Genomic DNA, 19034 nt, shown 5'->3' with positions numbered 1-19034 from the left:
TTGTAGTGGTCAAGCCGCGCAGGACACTTTTATCTGAGAATTTTCATACTCCAATGGGCTCATTCCATTGTTGGCTGTATGTGGCCGTTTAAAATTGTAATAATGAATAAATTGCGTGATTTCTTGTTTGACTACACTTTCATTCATGCTCGTGGTATGGCCTAAACCTTCATATTTCAAACTGCCAAAGAATCGCTCTACTACCGCATTATCGTAGCAACATCCCATATCAGACATACTCAAACGCATCTTTAATTGACTGGCTTTCTTAGCGAAGGCTCGACTGGTGTACTGTGAACCTCGGTCGCTGTGAAATACACAGCCATACTGCGGTTGGCGTAAGACATGTGCCTGTTGTAACGCTTGAATCACCAAGTCAGCTTTCATGCGTTCAGCCATACTCCAACCCACAATGCGGCGAGAGAACAAGTCCATCACCACAGCCAGGTAGCGCCAACCTTGGCTGGTTTTGATGTAAGTAATGTCGCCGGCCCAAACTTCATTGGCAAACAACGGTTGGAAGTTTTGATTCAATAAGTTGAATTGAACTTGGTGCCTCTCATTGCGTTTGGTTGTCACCTTAAATGCTTGACGCTGCTGACATACCAAACCCAACTTTCTCATCACACTGCGAACTTTGTACCTTCCGACTTGGAATCCAATTTGTTGTAATAACGCTTTAATTGTGCGAGAACCTATACGTTGTTTGTGTTGGTTAAACAGAGCTCTGATTTGGATTTGTAAACCAACTTCAACCAGATTTGTCCGTTTAGGTTCCAAGGCATAGTAGGCTGAAACACTTACTTTCATTACTTTGCACAGAGTCTTAATTGGGTAATGGCGTTGATTTTGTTGAATAAAATTGTATCTTACTTCACGTGCTTCGCAAAGTAAGCGCTGGCCTTTTTTAATATTTCTTGCTCCATTCGAAGCTGTTTTATTTCTTTGCGCAATCGCAATAATTCGGCCTTCTCATCATCATTCAATATTGGCTGTTCAGTCAGTTTGGCTTTCCATTTATAGAGCAAAGCTGGAGTGATACCGACTGCTCTAGCAGCATCAGCCACTGAATAACCTTGTTTCAACACCAAATCAACCGTTTCTTGTTTGAATTCATCTGAATGACGGCGTGGGCTCTTTTTTGCCATGATTTTGACCTTTCAAAGGGAATTAATATTCTCTCAGAAATGTGTCCTGTTGTATTAGACCACTACAGGTCTACCGCTATACCCGACCGCGCAGCTACCGCCACAGCGAAAAAATTTGGCCGTACATTGGCATCCATCGTGATGCTGACGGCTGTTTGCGCGAACCACGCTATTTGGGCAAGCCGATACCAGTGCTGAGTTTGGATGAGGTGGCGGCGGTGAAAGCTGATGATTTGGTCATTGTGGCCAGCGGCCCATCGATTAAGAATGTGGATTTAAGTCTGTTGTTACAGGCCGATTGGATGGCGGTGAATGGCTCAGTTAATTTGTTGGCAGACTATCCAAACAAAGTCTTAGAATACTATGCGGTGATAGACCAAGGGTTTGTACAAGACCGCATCCATATCATTGCCGAAGTGTTGGCGCAGCCGCAGGTGATTTTCTTTACCAATTTGTTTTGCCTGCGCAAAATTTACGAGTTGATAGGCCAAAAAAATGTGTTGGCACGGGTGGTGATTTTTGAAGACCGCCAAAAAGCGGTGTATTTGCCCAAAGTCGATTTTGCTGGCATGGCCGCCGTGGCCGAAGACAGCACGGCCAAATTGGTTTGGCGCAAAGAGCACAATGTTGGCTTCACTATGGACATGTACCGCGGTTATGTCAGTGGCGGTACGGTGGTGTATTTTGCACTGCAAATCGCCGCGGCCTTGGGTTACAAACGGGTGTTTTTGGCCGGTGTCGACATGAAAAATTTTGACGCGCCCCGATTTTATGAAAACGAACACAACCGTTTGGAAACCCGTTTGCATCAAGAGTTTGCACAAACAATCTACCCCTCTTTTGCCTTGGCGGCCCAGATTTTTCAGGATTTGGGCATACAAGGTTATAATTTGTGTTTGGACAGCGGTTTGGATGACAGTATCTTTCCGCGCATTGATTTGGCCGAATTCATGGCCACACAGGACAGCACAGAATAAACCATGAGCCCACAAGCGAACCTACACATTGCCCACATCGTTGATTTGCGTGTGATCGGTGGCATAGAACGCATGGCCTTAGAGCTGATTTTGGCCACGCCCCAAGTGCGACACAGCTTGGTCTTGTTTGACAAACACATCCATCCCAGCTTGGCCACACCGCTCGCGCAAGCGGCGCAAGTGGTGGGCATATACAGCAGCAAACATTGGGGCAGCGTGCGTTTGCCCAAATCGCTGCGTGCCGGCCGTCGCCGTCAGTTGATACAGCAAAGCGGTGCCGATGTGGTGTTGAACTGGAGTCAGGTTTTGGACACCCGCGGTATTGTCACACCCATCGTGTTTTACGAGCATGGCAGCGCTTGGGAGCGCTACAGCACTGAACAATTACAACAGTGTTATCACAATATTCACCATTGCATTGCAGTGTCGCAAGCCGCCAAACGCATGTTGCAACTGCACCATGGCGTGACCCAGCCGATAACCGTCATCGAAAATACCGTTTTCAAACAACCGAATGTCAATACTCAACCCCGCACCTTGCCTACAGGCCGCTTGGTATTGGGTGCGGCGGGGCGTTTGGTGGCACGCAAGAATTTTGCAGTATTGATTGAAGCAGTGGCATGGCTGCGCGAACAAGGGCGAGATGTGAGTTTACACATTGCCGGTACGGGCCCAGACTTGGAGCGTTTACAGCAACGGGTACAGCGTTTGGGCTTGAGCGAGCACGTGCGTTTGCTGGGCTATGTAGAAGACATGGATGCGTTTTATCAGCAATGTGATGTGTTTGTGTGCCCATCGATTTGGGAAAGTTACGGTTTGGTGGCAATCGAGGCGTTTGCAGCAGGCTTGCCCGTGATAGGTGCGGCCACCGATGGTTTGCCAGAAGTGGTCAGCGATGGCATTAACGGGGTGTGCATTCCGCCGCACTGGGATGGTGAAGCATTTACTGCCGCCATGCACGAAGCGGCTACCTTTGACCGCGATTATTCGTATCGCGCGCTCACTGACAGCATGGAGGCACAGCAATCGCTGTCACCGGCTGGTATTGCCACTGCCGTAACTGTGTTGATGGACGACGCTGAGCGCTATCACAACATGAGCCGCGCGGCTTTACAGGCCGCATTGGCGATTAAATCTTACCCACAATTGGCCGCTGCGGTGTTGGCCAGTGTCGCGGAGGCCCGAGCATGAGCCGTTTGCGTTTTGCCTTCATCGCCAAAAATTTAAGCGGTGGCGGTGCTGAAAAAGTCTTGCTGGAAACCGCCTCCTTGCTACAAACACAAGGGCATCAAGTATTGGTATTGACCTTGGGCAATGCGGTTGAGCACATGGTGCCCAAAAACGTGGTGGTGCAAACCTTGAATGTGGTCAATGGCGTGACCAAGGCCCTGAACCGTCAAGCTTGGGTAAACCAATGGCAGGCCAGCCGTATGCAACAGGCTTTGGATGTGTTTCAGGCCGATGTGGTGATTTCTTGCAATGCCGAATACGTGAGTCGCTATGTGCAACATGCGCATTTATACCATTGGGTGCATGGCGTGATTACGGGCAGCAAACCGCGGGTGATGGCCGATTTGCAGCAGATTTACCAAGGCGCATCGTTGGTGTGCGTGGCCGAAGCCATCCGTACCGACATTCAGCAATTGGGTATCCAAACCAAGCGCTGTGAGGTGATTTACAACCCATTTGATGTGGCCAAAATTCAGCGTTTGGCGCAGGCGTATGTGCCCAAACTTGCGCCGCCATTTTTGCTGCATGTGGGCAGTTTCAATCCACGCAAACGCCACGACCGCTTGCTGCGTGCCTACAAGCAAAGCGGTGTCAGCACGCCGCTGGTGTTGATGGGGCAAGGCGATTACCAAGCGCAAATTGAAGCGCAAATTGCCGAATTGGGCTTGCAACAGCAAGTCATCTTGCATCCGTTTGAGGCCAATCCCTATCCTTACATACAGGCCGCATCGGCCTTATTGCTCAGTTCCGATCAAGAGGGTTTGCCAACGGTGTTAATCGAAGCCTTGATTTGCGGCACACCCATTGTCAGCGTCGATTGTCCGTCTGGCCCCGCCGAAATTCTGACCGACGATTTGCGCCCTTTTTTGGTGCCTATGCAAGACGAAGCCGCTTTGGCGCAGGCGATTGCGCAAGTCTTGGCCGCGCCACCGAGCATCGGTGTACAGCATTACCAGCGTTTTGCGACGGAGTCGGTATTGCCTTTGTTTGAAGACTTGGCTTAACACTGAGCAATCTCTGTACAGTGTTTTTAAAACAGCCATTTGTACAGTATAAGCGGCCTGTAAGTGTTTACAGGCCGCTTTTTATGGGGTTTGGCATCAATGCGATGATGCGGCGATATCATCTCACCTTGTGTATGGCATTTCTCTGAGCATGGGGCTGCTATTGGTACTTATGCGTCAACATCATGTTCAAACGCGTTAACACTGTGTCTGACCTGCGTGTAACAATGACTGTGGCCAGTCTTGCGTGAAATTCCTGTGCGTCAGGGCGAATTCGTTTCTAGACCCTGTGCCTAAGCTGTTATAATCGCTGCTATTCACTTTATCATTCACTTATTTGTGTAGGAGATTCATATGGCACTGGTGTCTATGCGCCAATTACTCGACCATGCGGCCGAGAATAACTATGGTTTACCGGCTTTTAACGTTAATAATTTGGAACAAATGCGTGCCATTATGGAAGCTGCCAGCGAAGTGAATGCGCCAGTGATCGTGCAAGCGAGTGCGGGTGCGCGCAAATATGCGGGTGCGCCATTCTTGCGCCATTTGATTTTGGCGGCGATTGAAGAATTCCCTGACATTCCAGTGGTGATGCACCAAGACCATGGTACTAGCCCTGCGGTGTGCCAACGCTCGATTCAATTGGGCTTCAGCTCTGTGATGATGGACGGCTCTTTGGGTGAAGATGGCAAAACCCCAACTTCATACGAATACAATGTCGATGTGACCCGCCGCGTGGTGGACTTGGCGCATGCGTGCGGTGTGTCGGTTGAAGGCGAAATCGGTTGCTTGGGCAATTTGGAAACCGGCATGGCCGGCGAAGAAGACGGCGTCGGTGCGGAAGGCGTGTTGGATCACAGTCAATTGTTGACCAGCGTGGATGAAGCCGTTTCATTTGTGAAAGATACCAATGTGGACGCTTTGGCCATTGCCATTGGTACCAGCCACGGTGCGTACAAATTCAGCCGCAAACCCGATGGCGATGTGTTGCGCATTGACCGCATCAAAGAAATTCACGAACGTTTGCCTAACACCCATTTGGTGATGCATGGCTCTAGCTCTGTGCCACAAGAATGGTTACAAGTCATCAACCAATACGGTGGTGAGATTGGTGAAACCTACGGTGTGCCTGTGGAAGAAATCGTTGAAGGCATCAAAAACGGCGTGCGCAAAGTGAACATTGATACGGATTTGCGCTTGGCGTCTACCGGTGCCATCCGCCGTTTCTTGGCTGAAAACCCTGCTGAATTCGACCCACGCAAATACTTCAAAGCTTCTGTTGAGGCGATGAAACAAGTGGTGCGTGATCGTTATTTGGCATTCGGTTGTGAAGGCCAAGCCAGCAAAATCAAAGCGATTTCATTGGAAAAAATGGCCGATGCTTATGCCAAAGGCCAATTAAACCAAATCGTGAAGTAATTGGCACTGCTTCGGCGGTAAACAATAAGAAAGGCGTCCTGTAGCGGGGCGCCTTTTCATCATTCTTCTTCGGTAGCGTGGGTTTGAGCTTGAGAGTGTTCTTGCTTGGGGTCTTGGATTTGATTCAAGATGTCCAATAAATCCGATAATTCTTGCATTTTTTCCTTGGTCATCAAGGTTTCAATCACATCGTATTGCTCATCAATTTTGCGGCGCACGTCTGAATACAATTGTTCGCCTTCTTTGGTCAATTTCAAAAACACGCGACGTTGATCGTTGGTTGGCTTTAAGCGCACCACGAAATCAATTTTTTCCAAGCGGGTTAAAATGCCAGTGAGGCTAGGACGCAAGATGCAGGCTTTGTTGGCCAAGTCTTGAAAATCAAGCGTGCCATTTTCTGCCAATAAACGCACGATGCGCCATTGTTGTTCAGTGATGTTGTGCTGATTGAAGATGGGACGGAAAAAAGCCATCATGGATTCACGTGCTTGAATCAATGCAATATTGATGGAGTTGTGTCGTTTGGTCGTCATCGTTGTAGTTCCTGTGTTTGAATTTGCGATTCACCCAAGTACATGTGTCGTCAAATACTATCAGTATACAATTGCTTTCGCAATGTTTAAGTATGAATAAAAACCTTGTGTCATCAGCAGCCGTCAAAACAGTCCTAAACCTCTGCTATGAAACAAAATACCTTCATTTACATTTTGTGTAAACTCTCTTTGTCGTTCCATCTTGATAAATGTGATTGTAGCCATATCAGCAAGATATGTACTAATCAAATGTTACCATGTGCACAATATAAATTATTTAAAACGAATAAAACAAGTATCAAATGAAAATAAATTTGAAAATACTGTAAGCAAATTAAATACCATTAATTGATAAAAAATGATAAATTTAATAAGTTAATAGAATCTTTATTCATGTTCGGAAAGCGGTGTAAGCACTTAACACAACAATGGTTTCAGTTTAAAGTCTGTTTGAGATTAAAATCCGAGTTTTGTTTATGTTAAACCAATCTATTCTTGTGATGTGTGGCGGCGCGCTTGGTGCGTGGTGTCGTTTTGCGTTGCAGCAAAAAATGCCATTTCAGTGGGCAAATGTGACGGTTTCCACCCTACTGATTAATGCATTGGGCGGTCTGATTATGGGCATGTTGGCGGCGTGGATGATGAGCAAGTCGGTGGCCAATCAGGCCTTGTGGCGGGCGTTGCTGATGAGTGGTTTTTGCGGTGGCTTTACCACATTTTCGGCTTTTTCTTTGGAAATGTGGCAGTTATTGCAGGCGGGCAAACCCATCAATGCGTTTGCCATGGCTTTGGCGCATGTGGGTTTGTCCTTACTTGCTGTGATAGTGGGTTGGTATGCGGTGCGTGGCAGTCTGCATTAACAGCGCTGTGCCAACAGCCAAGTGCCCAAGTCGCTGCCAGCAGTAATGAAGCCGCGTTGCAGCAAGCCATCTAGCGTCACCAACATGGCATCGTTCATAAAGCGGCCTGTAAGCATGGCGTCGACGATGCTGGGGATGTCCATCAATTGAAAGTCTGCCACTTCACCGTCTTGGTTCTCTGGCGTCATGCCGCTGGGGATGTGCAAATCGTAAACAAATAAATGCTCGCGGTGCAAACCACGGCTGACCACGCGCTGGCTGTAGATGCAGCGTGGTGTCGGTTGGTGTGCAGTGAGTGTCGCATCCAGACCCGCTTCTTCAAAACCTTCGCGTGCACACGCTTCTTGTAGGCTTTCACCGCTGGCGACGCCGCCACCAACCAAATTGTCCAATTTATCAGGGTCTACCGCTTTGAACGGGCTGCGTTTGCCTATCCACATGCGTGTGTCGCCGTCTTCCACCATAAAGCCATTCAAATGCACGGCTTGCGATACCATGCCCAAAGGGCGAAATAAGGCGCGTTCCAGCGCAAACAAGGCCGTGCCTTGATCATCGCGCACATCAAAACGCTCATTGCGCCAACCGCTGAACAAACCCAAATCAAACCATTCGCGGCCGAGATTTTGCAACACATCGGCGCAGTGCAACCAATCGCGGGTTTGTACATCGACGCTGTTGCCGTGAGTGTGCAGCAATTGCGGAATGTCGGCCTGTAATTGTTGTTGCCAGCGTGGATTCAAATAGCCCAAGGCCTGACCATTCAGGTGCAGGCGTTGCCAGGAGCTGAGGTCGGCGTGAAAAGCCTGTTGTAAGAAATGCAGTAAGTCGCGTTGTTGTGCAGCGCTGATGGGTGAAATAGGGGTCAACTTGCGTCCTTAGGCCCAAGCGGCCTGTAACTTAGCGGGAAGGTAAACATCGAAGCGGGTGGATTTGCCGCTGTATTGGTAATCGGGTTGTAGGCCGGCCAGAAATTCGCCCAAGCGTGGCCGTTTCACCACCACACGCTTGTCAGCGCAGCGCGCTGCTTGCTGCAATAAGGCGACATCGTCGTCATTGCTGCCCACCAACTCGTGAAAATACGCCATTTCTTTTTTGACCGCGGCCGATTTTTGCCGTTGTGGGTACATCGGGTCGAGATAGACCACAGGCACGGTTGCAACAGCGGCCTGTAAAAACGATTGCGGACTTAAAGTCATGCGGGCGGCGATGTCGTGGGTAGCTTCATCGGCCAAGGCACGGCGCAAACCGTCTTGCAATAAGGCGGCCACCGCTGGATGGCGTTCAAACAAATGCACATGGCAACCTTGCGCCGCCAAAATAAACGCATCGCGTCCCAAGCCGGCGGTGCCGTCAAGCACGTGTTGGTGTTGTTTGGTATTGATGGCTTTGGCGATGAGCTCGCCGCCGCCTTTTTGACGGCGGTAGTCCAAGCGGCCTGTCACAAAGTCCACACACACTGCGCCTTTGCTGCCGGCTTGATACAGGCTCAAGCGCTGTTCGGCATCAAATTGCAGGTACAGACCTTGGTTGGGGGCGCTGCTTTGCAGTTGCAAGTGGGAATATGGGTCTAACAGTTCTGCGGCGAGGCCATGACCCGTGGGCAGGTACAAAACGGTATTACCAGCTGCCATGGCGTTTTAATTCGAGGTATTGGTTAATCAAAGCAGTGCTCAATTGTTGCGGATTCACGTTTAAGTGTAACACACGTTGGGCGGTGAGCTGACGCAGCATTTGCTGTTCTTGCGCCGCGTACATTTGCGCGCCGACGTAAGCGTGGGCATCGTCAAGGCTTTGCAGGCTTTGCTGTTGAATCGCATCACGCTCTACCTGTTTCAAGCTCGCCACCAATACAGCAAAACGCTTCTTCAAGCGTTGCAATTGGCTCAACAAATGCTGATTGTCTTCTTGGTCGAGTTGGGTCAACACCACCACCAAGGCGCGCCGCTGTTGGCGTTGTAACAATTGGTTGACGGCGGTTTCATAATCGGCCGCCATTTGCGTGGGCTGCACATCGTAGACGGTATTGACCAAACGGCTTAAATGGCCAGTGCCTTTGCGCGGCGGCATGTAACGCACTTGTGGATGGTTAAAGGTAATCAAACCTACGGCGTCGCCGTGTTTTAAAGCGGTATAGCTGAGCAGCAACATGGCGTTTAAGGCGTGGTCGAAATGGCTTAAATCGCCGCTTAAAGTGCGCATATTGCGGCCGCAATCGAGCAGGAAAATCAATTGCTGATCGCGCTCTTCTTGGTAAGTGCGCGTGATCAGCTTGTGCATCTTGGAAGTGGCTTTCCAGTCGATGTCGCGAATGTTGTCGCCATCGCTGTAATCGCGCAATTGGTGAAAATCTTGCCCTTGACCATGGCGGCGGATGCGTTTGGCCCCCATCAATTCCAACCAGCGTTGCAAACCGATTAAATTGGCGCCCAAAATGCGCGAAAAATCGGGTAAGACTTTGACCGTGGTCGGGGTGTTGATGCGTTTGAACAGTTGCCACAAGCCCCAATGGCTGCTGATGCTGTATTGCGTGCCCAAAAATTCGGCATCGCCGCGCAATACTGGCGTGGCTTGGTATTGGGTCAAGGTGCCACGGTCAGGCATCAAGTCCAAATGTAAGGCGCGATGCGACACCTGCCATGTGTTCGGGTACAAATCATACACAGTGATTTTTACAGGCCGCTTAAGACGCGTTTTCGGCACCACGCTCAATTCGATGTCGTGGGCTTTGCCGACAGAGAAGTGGTCGGGCATGTTGCGGGTGATGTGCAGGTTGAGGCTGCGTTTGGACAAGAGCCAGTCCAAAACCGTGACCAGTAGCGCCACGGCCACCAACAGGCCCGCCGCTGGCTCCAGCCATGACAAACCTGAGGCGGCTTGCTTGGCGCTTAAGGTGATGAACAAGACCACCAAAATCACAATCACCCACAGGGTAATCAGCCGCGAACTGGGTCTCATAGGCGTGGGGCATTCGTGCTGTTGGCAATGTCGTTCAACACATCGTCGACGCGGTAGTTTTCCATCTCCATTTCGGTCGACAGGCGCACGCGGTGGCGCAGCGTTGGCAACCACAGGTTGCGGATGTGGTCGGGGGTGACGAAATCCACACCGTGTAACAAAGCATGGGCGCGGGCGCTGCTGATTAAGGCGATGCTGGCGCGCGGGCCGGCGCCGACAGACAGACCATGCCATTGGCGCGTGGTCGCCACCAAGCGCACCACATAATCAATGATTTGGGGGTCGACGGTGATTTGTTGCACCATTTTTTGCAAACCAATAATCTGATTGCTACTGAGGGTAACGCCATTGTTTTGTTTGGCTTGCAGCAAATCGTTGTCTGGACTGCTGATCACCGCTTGCACCAAGGCTTTTTCATCTTGGGCAGTGGGGTAATCTATCATCACTTTGAACATGAAGCGGTCTAGCTGCGCCTCGGGCAGTGGGTAAGTGCCTTCTTGTTCAATAGGGTTTTGCGTCGCCAATACCATAAAAGGCAGGGTCAAATCGTGGCGTTTGCCATCCAAAGTCACCGATTGCTCTTGCATCACCTCCAGCAAAGCCGCTTGGGTTTTGGCGGGTGCGCGGTTAATCTCGTCAGCCAACAGCAAATTGGTGAATACCGGGCCTTGGCGCAAGATAAAGCTGTTGTTTTTGCCATCAAACATGTAATGGCCGGTGACATCGCTGGGCATCAAGTCGGGGGTGAATTGCAAGCGTTTGAAATCGCCGCCAAACGTCTGTGCCAAAGCCCGTACCAACAGGGTTTTGCCCACACCTGGTACGCCTTCCAGCAACACATGGCCACCGGCCAATAAGGCGGTCAACACTTGGTCTATCACCGCTTCTTGGCCGATGATGACCGAGCGCAAGCGCTGTTGTAAGTATTGCACCGCTTTAAAAGCCTGTTGTATGGCGGGATTGCTGCTGGTTTGTAAGGGCAGGTCTAAGTCAAATTCGCTCATATGGCATTCCTAATGTGTTGGTGAGCCTGCAAATAGGCAAGCCATTGTTGGGTGGTGGGCTTGGCAGGTAAGGCTTGCAGCCACAATTCGATGTCGGCTGCAGGGGCGCTGACCATGCGTTGCACGGCGGTTAATTGTTCGGCCTTGCTCAAGGTGCTTAAGCCTGGAATGCGGCGCTGCCACTCTTGCCACAATTGCTGCTGCAACTGACTTAATACCTGTTGTTGCTGTTTTTTGTGCCACAAAAATTCGCCTTGCGCTTGCAAGTATTGCTTCAGTTGCCTGTCTTCGTGGTGGGTCAATTGCTTGATCACGCCTTGGCGGTGGGCAGCGCGCCACACAAATAAGGCAAACAACAACAGCATGCTCACACAAAAGAGCGGCGAGAATTGCCACAATTTTTTCCACAGTGGTGGGGTAGATTGCACGGCGGCGCTGATGCGGTCTATGAACCACACCTCTTGTTTGCCTTGCGCCAAATATGTGGCCAAATAGGCATGGTCAAAGCGGTTTAAATCGCTGTTGGCTGAACGTGGGTCGCGGGGATTGGCAAAACCGGCCATGGAATTGACCAAAACCACACTGCCTTTACCATGTTGTAGGCGTGCAATGTGGCCACCTGCAGCTGCTTTGCCTTGCCACAACAGATTTTTAGACGGCGCGATGTTAAAGCCCGCATCTTCGCCATATTGATTGAGCCAATACACGGTTTTGCCCTCAGGCAAGCTGATGCTGTTTAAGTTTTTGGCACAATAGTCGAGTATCATTTTGCGCTCGTCCGCGCTTTGCTTGGCTTCTGGGCTGATTTGTACGGTAGCAGCGGCGATGCGTTCGAGGTAGGCATTGCATTGCGGCAGAGCAGGGGCGGGTTGTTTGCTCCAGTCGCGTTTGACCAAGGTGAGTTTGGCCCACGCGGCGATGTTGGCGGGCTGCTCATCCTGACTTTCCAATTGGTTCCATGCTTCAGGTATTGCATCGTCTTCATCACGCTGCTTTTTTTCATCGTGTTGGCGGATTTGGTATGCATTGATAGGCAAGACCACATGGTTGCCTTGCGCCACCCAAGCCAGCAATTGATTGAATTGGCTGGTGGTGATGTTGTCGGCACTGTTGATGAACAGCAAATGGTTGGTTTGGTTGCTGAACGTCGGTTCTTTGTCTTTCCAAGTGCGCCAAACCTGTTGGCGCATTTGCGGCAATTGTTGCTGGTAAAACAGGCTTAAAGACAGCAAGCTGCCGTGTTTGTTCAGCGTTAACTTAGATTCGTCCTCTTTCCACGTGGTGTACGGCTCACGCTTGAAGCCCATAAAGACGCCAACAGCAATGACGGCCACCACTGCCAAGACGATGAGCCAGATGTTGCGGGCATTGCTTTGAGGAGTGGGACTCATGCGGCCGTCCTTTGCTCAAAATGTTGGGCGTACAGGCCGCATAAGTCTTGCATGTCTGCTAATGGCAATTGTTGGTGACCATAAGCGGTGCGCAACCAAGCATTGGTCAGGCTTTGAAAATAAGGGCTGAGCATCGGTAATTGTTGATTCACCAGCAGCGATACCTTGCCTTCGGTGTGGTGTTGTTTCACGGGCAATTGCTGCTTGTTAATCAGCTGCGATAAGGTGGCGCGATAGAGCAGGCTCAAAGCCGCGCGTGGGTCGGTCTGTAACAGAGAGCGTGCTTGTGCCGACACATCTTTGGGCAAGGCTTCAACGCGCAAATCCAAACCAAACATGGTGGTGGGTGCATCCAGCGCCTTATTGTGGTTGCCGCTGCTGTCGCTGTTTTTCGCCCAATACCACAGCGCAAACAACAAGCCGATGAGCAATAAGGCCAATACCATATAGCCCAAGAGTTGTAAGATGCCCGCACCGCCCGTAGCGATGGGTGTCGGGTCGAAATTTATATTGGGGCGTTCTTTGGCGGCTTTTTGCTCGCAACTGAGCCAACACCAACGGTTTTCCTGTTTCACATGGTAGAACGGGTCTTGCTGCAACACTTGTTCGCGGTGTTGCTGCACACTTTGTTCATTGGGCAAGGTTTCGGCATGGCTGGCCGGACTGTAAGACAGTGCCATGAAGGCAGCCACTGCCATGGCCACACACCACGCACCACCGCTGCGCAAACGCTCACCCAAGCGCTGCCACGTTAAGCGTATGTCCCAAGCCTCAGACTGGGTGCGTGCATTCAAATACAAGGTAAAGCCGCCAGCGACATAATACGGGCCCCAAAACACCAACGTCAGGTAATACGCCACGGCAGAGTAATTGAAAAATACCGACAATTCTTCATTCGCCCAGCTGTCTTGTATTGCCTCAAAGAGTTTATTCATTTCACTCATGTGGCTCGGTTGTACCAAGCCTTGTTGGATGAAATTGCCGTACAAAAACCAATACGCCAAAATCATCAATGCATAAATCCAAATGCCTTCTAAGGCATTGCCCATCAAGGTCAAACCGGTGGCGGTATTGCCGCCATAGCGGCTGAGTTCGCGTTGGCGGGTGCGAAAATCATTGCCAGACAATTGTTCCAATTGCTGGATTGGCAAGACAAAGCTGCGCATTGGGCGCAGGCGGCGCCAAGTCAAATCACCGATGGCTTGAGAGCGTGCCATCAGTTTGAAACCAGTTTTGATGGCGGTTTTTAATGGAGGCAAGGGTTGGAAGGCATGAATGGACAAGGCCGATAACACGCCGTATTCGTACATTGGTTTTAACCACCACATCCATGCCAACAACCAGCCGCCCATGTCAAACAACACCGACAACAACACGCCGATGATGACGAATGGCAACATCAACACCGCATACAAAGCCATGTAATAGGTGAGGTTGGAATTGATGAGGCTGCGCCCCAAATCCACCGCTTCCCACGGTGTGCGTTGGCGAAATTTCAAGCGCGATTGTAGAAAATCCATGTGGCTTACCTCGCTTGCACTGTGCTGATGACATGGGATTGTCGGCCAGCGAGGAAGAGATAAGCATACACCGACAGCCACAGAACCAAGGCCACGCTGTATTTGAGCCACAGAGGCAATACCGTCAGTGGCGACCAAAAACCTTCGATGATGGCGGCGATGAACAAAAACAAAAACGCGCCACAAATCAAAGCCGACGCTTGTTTGCCTTGGATGCGCAAAGCATCGCGACGGCTGTAAGCGCCGGGGTGTATCAGGCTGTAACCGAGTTTCAGGCCGCCTGCTACCGATAACACAATGCCAGTCAATTCAAACGAACCATGGGCACCGACAAAAGAGAAGAACACGGGGCCTGCTGGGTGGGTGGTCATATAGCCCATGACCGCACCGATATGGATGCCATTGAAGACAGCGACGTATATCGCGCCCAACCCCAATACCAAGCCACCGACAAAGCTTTGAAAACCGATGCTGATGTTATTAAAAATGTAAAAGCCAAACATCATCCAGTTTTGCCCCCATGGGCGACTGGCGCCTTTGGCCTGTAATTCGGCCATGTCACTGTAAGCATCGCCGACATTTGCACCGCTGCCGCGGCCAGCGATGTCGTCTAAAAAATCGGGGTGTAACCATGTAAGCAACAAACACAGAAACAACGGGCCGTAAAACAACAGGTGTGACCACAATACCACCGCTTTTTCTTGGCGGAATGTTTGCGGTAAAGTGTATTTCACAAATTGGCTGAATTGTTTGCGGATGGAATTTTTGCGTTGGTAGATTTGGCGGTGGGCGCGGTCGACCAAGTTTTGCAGGCTGCGACACAGACCCGCCGAGTAATTGCGGCTGTTGGCCAAGGCCAGATGGTGGCACAAGGTGCGGTAATGCGGGCCAAATTCGGCGATGGTTTCGGCGCTGAGTTGGCGTTTGAGCTCGAGTTTGGCCAATTGCTGCTCAAACTGTTGCCAGAATTCTTGGTGTAAGGCCTCAAAAGCGTGCTGTCTCATCCCGCATCCTTTTGCTGTTGGCCCAAATAGTATTTGCCCATGCCCAAGACGGTTTCAATTGCTTGCGTGGCCGGCAGTTGTAAGTCGTAACACAATTGCTCTGCCAACTCTTGTTGGCGCACCCGTGGTAAACGCGGATGGCGTTCGGTGAAAGAGACGATGGAATACTGTTCTTCGCGCGTGAGCATTACCGGCGGGGTCACGCTGGGGATGTGTTCCAAATAGGCCAATTTGCCAATGTGGCGCTCGGTTTGTTCGTCGACCACAATGGTGCCGGCAAAGATATCGCCTATGCGCTGGCCTTTGTTGGTGAGCAATATGGACACCATGCCGATGGCGTAGGCAAATGGCAAACCATCAAACACGCGCAGCAAATTGCGCAACATCGATGCCGACCAACCAATCGGACTGCCATTGTCGTGCAAAACGCGGATTTTGGCCGCCATTTTGCCGGGGGTGCGGCCGTGGTTAAACACTTCAAAGAGAACGGGATAGAGCCAAGTGGTGGCAAACAGGTTAATCAGTAAAAAACCCAATGCCATATAGGAGAAGTTTTCATTTGCAAACGCGGCGGTGGCATTGCCAAAAAACATGATCATGGCCACGGTACTGAGAACAAACCACGTACTGCGTATCAGTAAGTCCAAACTGAAGGCAATGATGCGTTGAAACATACTGGCAGGGCGCAACTGTATGTCTATCGCTTCAGGCGTTTCAACTTGAATCAAAGTGTCTAAAACAGTAGGGCTCACACTGTACTTTCACGCGGTAAGTTAGAGTGATTACGATTAAAGCATACACCATGTGGTGAGTGTCAAGTTTGATATGCTGTCGGCAATTAAAGCGCTACCAAATACACCATAAAGGCTCATTTGCTACCGCTTTTAAGGTTTACAGGCCGCATATTCATCAATGCGGCCTGTAAAAACATCTAGTTGATTTCCAAACGATCCAAACGGTAACGCATGGAGCGGAAACTGATGCCGAGCAACTTGGCCGCTTGGGTGCGGTTGTATTTCGTCGCTGCCAAGGCCTGTTCCAAAATCGAGCGTTCTACCTCGTCCAAATACTCTTGTAGCGTCGCCTGACCCATATTGAAATGGTGAGCCAGTGGTGACACATCGCCCACGTCCACTGGTGATTCGCTGTCGTCTTCGTCGTCTTGAATCAATTCATGCGTGTGAATTTGCAAGTCATCGGGTTCGATCACACCGTCAGCTGCCAAAGCGGTGGCACGTTCCAAGATGTTTTCCAACTCGCGGAAGTTACCGGGGTAGTTGTAATGCAGCAATTGTTTCTTGGCCGCATCCGACAAGACCAAGTCTTCGCCCATCGGATTATTGGCCAACAAGTGCTCAATCAACATCGGCAAGTCGTCGCGCAATTCGCGCAAAGCCGGCATGGTAATCGACACCACATTCAAGCGGTAATACAAGTCTTGGCGGAAACGGCCTTCTTCCACTTCACGACCCAAGTCTTTATGAGTAGCGCTGACGATGCGGATATCGACAGGGGTTTCCTTACTTTCACCGATGCGGCGCACCGCCCGCTCTTGGATGGCACGCAGCAATTTCACTTGCATGGTCAGCGGCAAGTCGGCCACTTCGTCCAAGAATATGGTGCCGCCATTGGCGCTTTGGAAAAAGCCTTCGCGGTCGCTGTCGGCGCCGGTAAACGCGCCTTTTTTATAGCCGAAAAATTCGCTTTCCATCAGGTTTTCAGGAATGGCGCCACAGTTGACGGCAATAAACGGCCCATCTTTGCGCGGCGACAATTCATGAATGCTGCGCGCTGCCTGTTCTTTACCCGTACCCGATTCACCGGTGATGTGTACGGGCACCATGCCTTTGGCCAGTTTGGCAATCATGCGTTTGACTTCGCCCAATAGCTGCGAATCACCGCGCAAGCGTGGGAATTGTGGCAATGCCGGCGCAATAGGGGCAGGACTGGCTGCAGCTTCAGTAGAGGCGGCCTGTAACACAGGTTCTGCGGCGGCGGCAGGTGCTTCTGCTACTGGTGCAGGGGTGCTGATTTCGTGTACTTTTAAGGCAGATTTCACCAAGCTGCGCAATTGTGCCAAGGTCACCGGTTTTTGAATGTAGTCAAACGCGCCGGCTTTCAAGGCCATCACGGCTTGGTCGGCGTTGCCGTAAGCGGTGATGATGGCAATTGGAATGTCCAAGTTTTTTTGTTGCAAATACTCAACCACTTCCAAGCCCGAACCATCGGGCATGCGCATGTCGGTCAAAATCAAGGCATACGATTGGCTGTCCAATTTTTTCTTAGCAGCCACCACCCCTTCGGCGGTATCTACTTCCAGACCCATTTTCAGCAAGGTCATTTCAATCAAGTCGCGCAAATCTTCTTCGTCATCGACGACCAGTACTGGGGCATTAAGCGGAGTGTTCATGATGTTGTGTCGGTAAAATGAGTTCAAAAGCTTTGGCTGAAGCCAAATAGTTTAAATCGCCACGGTTGGCTTGGGCGAGGGTACGGGCCACATACAGACCCAAACCGGTGCCGCGGGCTTCGGTGGTAAAGAAAGGTTCAAAAATTTTGTCGGCATTTTCCGCTGCCACACCAGTGCCATTGTCCAATACTTGCAAAGACAATAAGCCCACGCGGGTATGCGGTTTGATGCTGATTTGTATCGCTTCGGCGTCTTGCTGACTGTGGCGCCACGCATTGTTCATCAAATTCCACATGATTTGCTGCAAATGGTTGACGTCAAACACCGTCACCATGTGGCGGCGGTGGCTGTGGACGCGGATGCAGTCTTTGGCTTCGGGTGTGGCCAACAAAAATTCTTGTAAGAATTCATGGATAAAGTGATTCAAATCCACGCGTTCAGGGTTCAGTCTATCACGTTGGTTCAACGTCAGGACTTCTTCGACCATTTGGTCGATGCGCTGCACATTGCTTTCTATCATCGCGCCGAGTTTTTGCATCGGCCGCGTTTCATAGCTTTCGCGCAGCAATTCATTGGCGTGACGGATGGCGGAAAGCGGATTGCGTATCTCGTGGGCAATATTGGCGGTGAGCTGACCCAAAGACGCCAATTTGTTCGATTGCAATTCTGCCGCAATCTCTTGCTGTGGGCGCATGAACAAAATCAACAAGGCGGGATTTTGATTCAGCAAAGGCTTGGCACGGATGTGCAAGTCTTCATCCAACAGCGAATAATCCAAATCGAAACCGTGTTGCGGTGCGTTTTGCCAAATTTGTACTAAGGGCAGGAACAAATTGGTGGTGTCGGTCAAAGACAGCGTTGGAAAATACAGGCTGGCTTGGGTATTGTACAGCCACACACTGCCTTGCTCATCGATGACCACCACCGCTTCTTGCAAACGGTTGAGCACCAAATCATTGAGGTGGTTTAAGCGCACAATTTCTTCTTCGTGTGCGTGCACGGTTTGGCTGGCGCGGCTGACGTTCATGGACACAAACGAGGTTAAGGCCGCCACCAAGAAACAGCAAATCGACAACAGCGCCGCCGAAAACAAATCGCGCGTGGCATGGTCGTTGGTAAACCATTCACGGTAAGACACTTGCTGCAAGACCAGTGTGCTCAAAAAGATGAGGATGGAGCTGAAGCCAGCATAAATAAGTGCGTGTTTGCCCGAGCTGAGCAAACACGAGGTGGCAATAAACGGCAAAATCAAAATGCCAAAACCGCTCTCCACGCCGCCAGTCAAGTGCATCAAGCCCACCATCATGGTGATGTCGAACAAATCATGGAAGGCGGGCAGGTTCTTTTGTTGCGGTTTCCAGCGTGGGTAGAACAGCGATAACACGATGCCCATGCCATAAATCACCGCCCAAATGATGAAAGGCACCAAGGCCAGATGCACCACGCCCGAATTCGATTGCCGAAACATAAAGAAGATGGTCAGCAACGACACCAAAATGGCCAAGCGTGCCGCATTGACCATCATCGGTAGGCGGGCTATCGCTTTGTCAAAATCGGTGGTGGAGAGGGCGGCTTGCAT

Annotated in this window: 17 protein-coding genes; 5 read left to right on the top strand and 12 right to left on the bottom strand. The window is 50.7% G+C overall.

Annotation, left to right across the window (positions count from 1 at the left end):
* Nucleotides 1–9: 9 nt before the first annotated feature.
* Nucleotides 10–1148 (bottom strand): IS3 family transposase gene (locus BN3003_RS11275; protein ID WP_407701090.1). Its coding sequence is split into 2 segments (ribosomal slippage): nt 10–911 and nt 911–1148, totalling 1140 coding nucleotides; the frame shifts between segments, so codons are not numbered across the junction.
* 155 nt (nt 1149–1303) lie between these two features.
* On the opposite strand from BN3003_RS11275, the gene BN3003_RS11265 reads away from it, so the two are divergent.
* From BN3003_RS11265 to fba, 4 genes are all read left to right on the top strand, one after another.
* Nucleotides 1304–2125, top strand: coding sequence for a hypothetical protein (locus tag BN3003_RS11265; protein ID WP_147645417.1), 822 nt, complete (start codon nt 1304–1306; stop codon nt 2123–2125).
* Nucleotides 2126–2128: 3 nt separating this feature from the next.
* The gene (locus tag BN3003_RS11260) at nt 2129–3316 is read left to right on the top strand and encodes a glycosyltransferase family 4 protein (protein ID WP_058356751.1); all 1188 of its coding nucleotides are present in this window, start codon (nt 2129–2131) and stop codon (nt 3314–3316) included.
* On the top strand, nt 3313–4359 hold the full coding sequence (locus BN3003_RS11255; protein WP_058356750.1) for a glycosyltransferase: 1047 nt from the start codon (nt 3313–3315) through the stop codon (nt 4357–4359). The genes BN3003_RS11260 and BN3003_RS11255 overlap by 4 nt, the downstream gene beginning before the upstream one ends.
* 354 nt (nt 4360–4713) lie before the next feature.
* Nucleotides 4714–5778: a class II fructose-bisphosphate aldolase gene (gene fba, locus BN3003_RS11250; protein WP_058356749.1), complete on the top strand. Its 1065-nt coding sequence runs from the start codon at nt 4714–4716 to the stop codon at nt 5776–5778.
* A gap of 59 nt (nt 5779–5837) precedes the next feature.
* Here the strand turns inward: fba and hpaR are convergent, their stop codons facing one another.
* Nucleotides 5838–6311 (bottom strand): homoprotocatechuate degradation operon regulator HpaR, encoded by a 474-nt coding sequence (gene hpaR, locus BN3003_RS11245; protein ID WP_058356748.1) that lies wholly within the window; start codon nt 6309–6311, stop codon nt 5838–5840.
* Between the two features lie 476 nt (nt 6312–6787).
* Here hpaR and BN3003_RS11240 point away from each other — a divergent pair, with 476 nt between their 5' ends.
* Nucleotides 6788–7171, top strand: coding sequence for a fluoride efflux transporter FluC (locus BN3003_RS11240; protein ID WP_082625641.1), 384 nt, complete (start codon nt 6788–6790; stop codon nt 7169–7171).
* Here the strand turns inward: BN3003_RS11240 and BN3003_RS11235 are convergent.
* The 10 genes from BN3003_RS11235 to BN3003_RS11190 form a co-directional block, all read right to left on the bottom strand.
* The gene (locus BN3003_RS11235; RefSeq protein ID WP_058356746.1) at nt 7168–8037 is read right to left on the bottom strand and encodes an NUDIX hydrolase; all 870 of its coding nucleotides are present in this window, start codon (nt 8035–8037) and stop codon (nt 7168–7170) included. The two genes, BN3003_RS11240 and BN3003_RS11235, sit on opposite strands and share 4 nt — an antisense overlap.
* A gap of 9 nt (nt 8038–8046) precedes the next feature.
* Complete coding sequence (locus BN3003_RS11230) at nt 8047–8802, bottom strand: class I SAM-dependent methyltransferase (protein ID WP_058356745.1); 756 nt, start codon at nt 8800–8802, stop codon at nt 8047–8049.
* Nucleotides 8789–10126 carry a DUF58 domain-containing protein gene (locus BN3003_RS11225; protein WP_058356744.1) on the bottom strand — a complete coding sequence of 446 codons (1338 nt, stop codon included), beginning with the start codon at nt 10124–10126 and terminating at the stop codon, nt 8789–8791. The genes BN3003_RS11230 and BN3003_RS11225 overlap by 14 nt, the downstream gene beginning before the upstream one ends.
* A complete protein-coding gene (locus BN3003_RS11220; RefSeq protein WP_058356743.1) occupies nt 10123–11130 on the bottom strand; it encodes an AAA family ATPase in 1008 nt (335 codons plus the stop codon). The genes BN3003_RS11225 and BN3003_RS11220 overlap by 4 nt, the downstream gene beginning before the upstream one ends.
* Nucleotides 11127–12521, bottom strand: coding sequence for a DUF4350 domain-containing protein (locus BN3003_RS11215; RefSeq protein ID WP_058356742.1), 1395 nt, complete (start codon nt 12519–12521; stop codon nt 11127–11129). Before BN3003_RS11215 ends, BN3003_RS11220 begins: the two co-directional genes overlap by 4 nt.
* The gene (locus tag BN3003_RS11210; protein WP_058356741.1) at nt 12518–14041 is read right to left on the bottom strand and encodes a DUF4129 domain-containing protein; all 1524 of its coding nucleotides are present in this window, start codon (nt 14039–14041) and stop codon (nt 12518–12520) included. Before BN3003_RS11210 ends, BN3003_RS11215 begins: the two co-directional genes overlap by 4 nt.
* A 5-nt stretch (nt 14042–14046) precedes the next feature.
* On the bottom strand, nt 14047–15045 hold the full coding sequence (locus tag BN3003_RS11205) for a stage II sporulation protein M (protein ID WP_058356740.1): 999 nt from the start codon (nt 15043–15045) through the stop codon (nt 14047–14049).
* Nucleotides 15042–15797, bottom strand: coding sequence for an RDD family protein (locus tag BN3003_RS11200; RefSeq protein ID WP_058356739.1), 756 nt, complete (start codon nt 15795–15797; stop codon nt 15042–15044). The genes BN3003_RS11205 and BN3003_RS11200 overlap by 4 nt, the downstream gene beginning before the upstream one ends.
* A 179-nt stretch (nt 15798–15976) precedes the next feature.
* Complete coding sequence (locus BN3003_RS11195; RefSeq protein ID WP_058356738.1) at nt 15977–17455, bottom strand: sigma-54-dependent transcriptional regulator; 1479 nt, start codon at nt 17453–17455, stop codon at nt 15977–15979.
* Nucleotides 17439–19034 (bottom strand): two-component system sensor histidine kinase NtrB, encoded by a 1596-nt coding sequence (locus BN3003_RS11190; protein WP_058356737.1) that lies wholly within the window; start codon nt 19032–19034, stop codon nt 17439–17441. The genes BN3003_RS11195 and BN3003_RS11190 overlap by 17 nt, the downstream gene beginning before the upstream one ends.

This window comes from Vitreoscilla massiliensis (genome assembly GCF_001457815.1).
GTDB lineage: Bacteria > Pseudomonadota > Gammaproteobacteria > Burkholderiales > Neisseriaceae > Vitreoscilla > Vitreoscilla massiliensis.
The sequence above is the reverse complement of the archived record's forward strand: the minus strand, read 5'-3'. Positions and strand labels throughout refer to the sequence as shown.

Excerpts from the sequence above, each read along its gene's own strand:
- BN3003_RS11260 (WP_058356751.1), top strand. The coding sequence starts at position 2,129 with ATGAGCCCACAAGCGAACCTACACATTGCCCACATCGTTGATTTGCGT.
- BN3003_RS11195 (WP_058356738.1), bottom strand. The coding sequence starts at position 17,455 with ATGAACACTCCGCTTAATGCCCCAGTACTGGTCGTCGATGACGAAGAA.
- BN3003_RS11190 (WP_058356737.1), bottom strand. The coding sequence starts at position 19,034 with ATGCAAGCCGCCCTCTCCACCACCGATTTTGACAAAGCGATAGCCCGC.
- BN3003_RS11230 (WP_058356745.1), bottom strand. The coding sequence starts at position 8,802 with ATGGCAGCTGGTAATACCGTTTTGTACCTGCCCACGGGTCATGGCCTC.
- BN3003_RS11240 (WP_082625641.1), top strand. The coding sequence starts at position 6,788 with ATGTTAAACCAATCTATTCTTGTGATGTGTGGCGGCGCGCTTGGTGCG.
- BN3003_RS11205 (WP_058356740.1), bottom strand. The coding sequence starts at position 15,045 with ATGAGACAGCACGCTTTTGAGGCCTTACACCAAGAATTCTGGCAACAG.
- BN3003_RS11225 (WP_058356744.1), bottom strand. The coding sequence starts at position 10,126 with ATGAGACCCAGTTCGCGGCTGATTACCCTGTGGGTGATTGTGATTTTG.
- BN3003_RS11210 (WP_058356741.1), bottom strand. The coding sequence starts at position 14,041 with ATGGATTTTCTACAATCGCGCTTGAAATTTCGCCAACGCACACCGTGG.
- BN3003_RS11215 (WP_058356742.1), bottom strand. The coding sequence starts at position 12,521 with ATGAGTCCCACTCCTCAAAGCAATGCCCGCAACATCTGGCTCATCGTC.
- fba (WP_058356749.1), top strand. The coding sequence starts at position 4,714 with ATGGCACTGGTGTCTATGCGCCAATTACTCGACCATGCGGCCGAGAAT.
- BN3003_RS11220 (WP_058356743.1), bottom strand. The coding sequence starts at position 11,130 with ATGAGCGAATTTGACTTAGACCTGCCCTTACAAACCAGCAGCAATCCC.
- hpaR (WP_058356748.1), bottom strand. The coding sequence starts at position 6,311 with ATGACGACCAAACGACACAACTCCATCAATATTGCATTGATTCAAGCA.
- BN3003_RS11255 (WP_058356750.1), top strand. The coding sequence starts at position 3,313 with ATGAGCCGTTTGCGTTTTGCCTTCATCGCCAAAAATTTAAGCGGTGGC.